This window comes from uncultured Lutibacter sp., assembly GCF_937891065.1.
In the GTDB taxonomy this organism is placed as follows: Bacteria; Bacteroidota; Bacteroidia; order Flavobacteriales; family Flavobacteriaceae; genus Lutibacter.
Window position 1 is genome coordinate 1 of sequence record NZ_CALAEQ010000200.1, and the last position, 3,047, is coordinate 3,047.

Below are 3,047 nucleotides of genomic sequence, written 5' to 3' on the forward strand. Positions count from 1 at the left end.
TTCCAACTCCAACTATAAATAAGTTCAATTCTTTAGTTTGATCTTCAAAAAATGCGGCATGTAAAGAGTTTAATGCCTTTTTAATGTCTTTATGAGAGATAACTGCTGAAATATTCTTTTCAGAAGCGCCCTGCGCTATTGCTCTAATATTTACATTGTTTTTACCTAAAGTACTAAACATTTTACCACTTATTCCTTGGTGGCTTTTCATATGATCGCCAACAAGCGCAATTATAGCATTGTTTTCTTCAATAATTAAAGGATCTACTCTATGTTGCTCAATCTCGTAGCTAAATTCTGAATCGATGGCTGTTTTAGCATTTTCAGCGTCAGAATTATTAATTGCAATACATATTGAATGCTCTGAGGATGCTTGCGTTATTAGTGATACATTAATTTTTTCTTGAGATAACGCACCAAATAAACGTTTAGAAAAACCTGGAATACCAATCATTCCACTTCCTTCTAAAGTAATAAGTGTCATATTTTCAATATGGCTAATTCCTTTAATTGGATTTGTGTTTGATGATATTTTAGCAATTAAAGTTCCTTCGGCATCAGCATCAAATGTATTTTTTATTACGATTGGAATTTCTTTTTCTAATACTGGTTGAATTGTTGGTGGATACAGAACTTTCGCCCCAAAATGGGATAATTCCATCGCTTCTTGATATGAAATGTCTTTTATTGGAAACGCTTGTTTTACTATTTTAGGATTTGCAGTGTACATTCCACTAACATCTGTCCAAATTTCTAAAATTGAAGCATTTGTTGCAGCAGTAATTATTGCAGCTGTATAATCCGATCCTCCACGACCAATAGTAGAAACTTCTCCTTTTTCTGTTAAAGCGACAAAGCCAGGTAGAATAACTATTTTATGATTATTTTGTTTAAAAAAAGTTTCAATTAATACATTTGTCTTCTCAAATTTTACCGCTGCATTTGAAAAATTTTCATTAGTAACTATTAACTCTTGTGAATTTTTTAAAACAGCATCTAATTGCCTGTTTTTCATTGCTTCCGAAATAACATATGATGATAATAGCTCGCCATAGCTTACAATTTTATCGGAAGTTTTATTGGATAGTTCATTAATTAAAAATACACCTTCCAAAGTACTTTCTAATTTGTTTAATATATTTTTGATAGTTCCTAAAACACTACTTTGGTTATTTACGGGTATTAATTCTCTAGCAACTTGTAAATGACGATTTTCAATTATTTTTAAACTGTTTTTATAATTTTCATCACTATTACAAGCTAAATTTCCAGCTTCTAATAACAAATCTGTAATACCACCTAAAGCAGAAACTACAACAGCAATTTTGTGATTATAAGAATTATCTTTAACAATATTTATTACTTTATTTATATTTTCTGAGGATGCAACTGACGATCCTCCAAATTTCAATACTTTCATGTGTATTTATTTTACGTACTATTTTTTATTTTGTTAACTAATATTCCTTGTTTCATTTTTTATGAAAACGAATATTTATACGGATAATATGAATAGAAAGAAACCCTAAAGGGTAATTGTAATTGTAGTAGTGGTAGCCATAACAAAGCGACGCAAAGTGTTTGCGTTTTCAATGAATTGATATGATTTTGTTATTTGCATAAAGCAAAATTAACTAAATTTTCAAAACAACAAAGCTTTTATCGTAATTTTAATATATTTTTTGATTTAAGCTAAAACAACTACGTATTTATCACGATTTCAATGTACTTATTGCGAATAATAAAAAACTCCGAAAAAATATTTTCGGAGTTTTTGCTTAATCAAAATCTATGATAACTTGATTCTTTAATAAATCGTCAAATGTTTCTTGTTCCCTAATTAAATAATCTTTTTCGTTGTAAACTAATACTTCAGCCGGTTTATAGCGTGAATTATAATTTGAAGCCATTGAAAAACAATAAGCTCCAGCGTTGTTAAAACACAAAACATCACCTTCGCTAATTTCACTTATTCTTCGGTTAGAACCAAAAGTATCTGTCTCACAAATATAACCCACCACCGAATAGTAACGTTCACGACCGTTTGGATTTGAGATGTTATGAATATGGTGATAAGACTCATACATCATTGGTCTCCCTAAATGATTAAAACCAGAATCAACACTAGCAAAAACAGTTGATGTAGTTTGTTTTACTACATTTACACTTGCTAAAAAAGAACCAGAATCACTTACTAGAAACTTTCCAGGCTCAAACATTAAGGTTAAATTTTTACCATAATCTTTACAAAACAAATTAAATTTTTTCGATAATTTCTCCCCTAATTCTTCAATATTAGTTGAAATATCACCTTCTTTATAAGGAACCTTAAATCCACTTCCTAAATCTATAAAATCTAAATCTTCAAACTCATTCGCAGTATTAAAAAGTATTTCTGTTGCTCTTAAAAAAGTATCAATATCTAAAATATCAGAACCCGTATGCATATGGATTCCATTTATACGCATTCCCGTATTTTCTACAACACGCTTTATATGAGGAACTTGATGAACTGAAATTCCAAATTTAGAGTCTATATGTCCAACAGAAATTTTACTATTTCCACCAGCCATAATATGTGGATTTATACGAATACAAACAGGGATATTAGGGTAGTGGTTGCCAAATTGTTCTAAAATTGAAAGATTATCAATATTTATTTGCACTCCTAAAGTAGCTGCTAATTCAATTTCTTGAAGTGAAACTCCATTTGGTGTAAATATGATATTTTCAGGTGCAAAACCAGCTTCTAATCCAAGTTTTACTTCTTGTATAGAGACCGTGTCTATTCCTGAATTCAGTTTTCTAAATAATTTTAAAATACTAATATTTGAATTTGCTTTTACAGCATAATTTAATTTTAAGCTTTTAACTGTTGAAAACGCTTCCGTAAGTCTATTATATTGGGAACTTATTTTTTCAGCATCATAAACATAAAGTGGGCTTCCGTATTTCTCGGTAAGTGAAACTAACAATTGATTATCCATTCATTATTTTTTGAAATTCAAATGTATAAAAGATATTTTCTTATTTAAATATAATTCTAT

General features: G+C 29.3%; 2 protein-coding genes. Both read right to left on the reverse strand.

The features are described 5' to 3' along the window. The coding region (locus Q0352_RS11010; RefSeq protein WP_299527436.1) for an aspartate kinase at positions 1–1,420 on the reverse strand (1,420 nt) is incomplete at its 3' end. 358 nt (positions 1,421–1,778) lie between these two features. Next, the gene (gene lysA, locus Q0352_RS11015) at positions 1,779–2,987 is read right to left on the reverse strand and encodes a diaminopimelate decarboxylase (RefSeq protein ID WP_299527438.1); all 1,209 of its coding nucleotides are present in this window, start codon (positions 2,985–2,987) and stop codon (positions 1,779–1,781) included. Positions 2,988–3,047: the final 60 nt, after the last annotated feature.

Coding starts and splice junctions, on each gene's coding strand:
- lysA (WP_299527438.1), bottom strand. CDS start 2,987: ATGGATAATCAATTGTTAGTTTCACTTACCGAGAAATACGGAAGCCCA.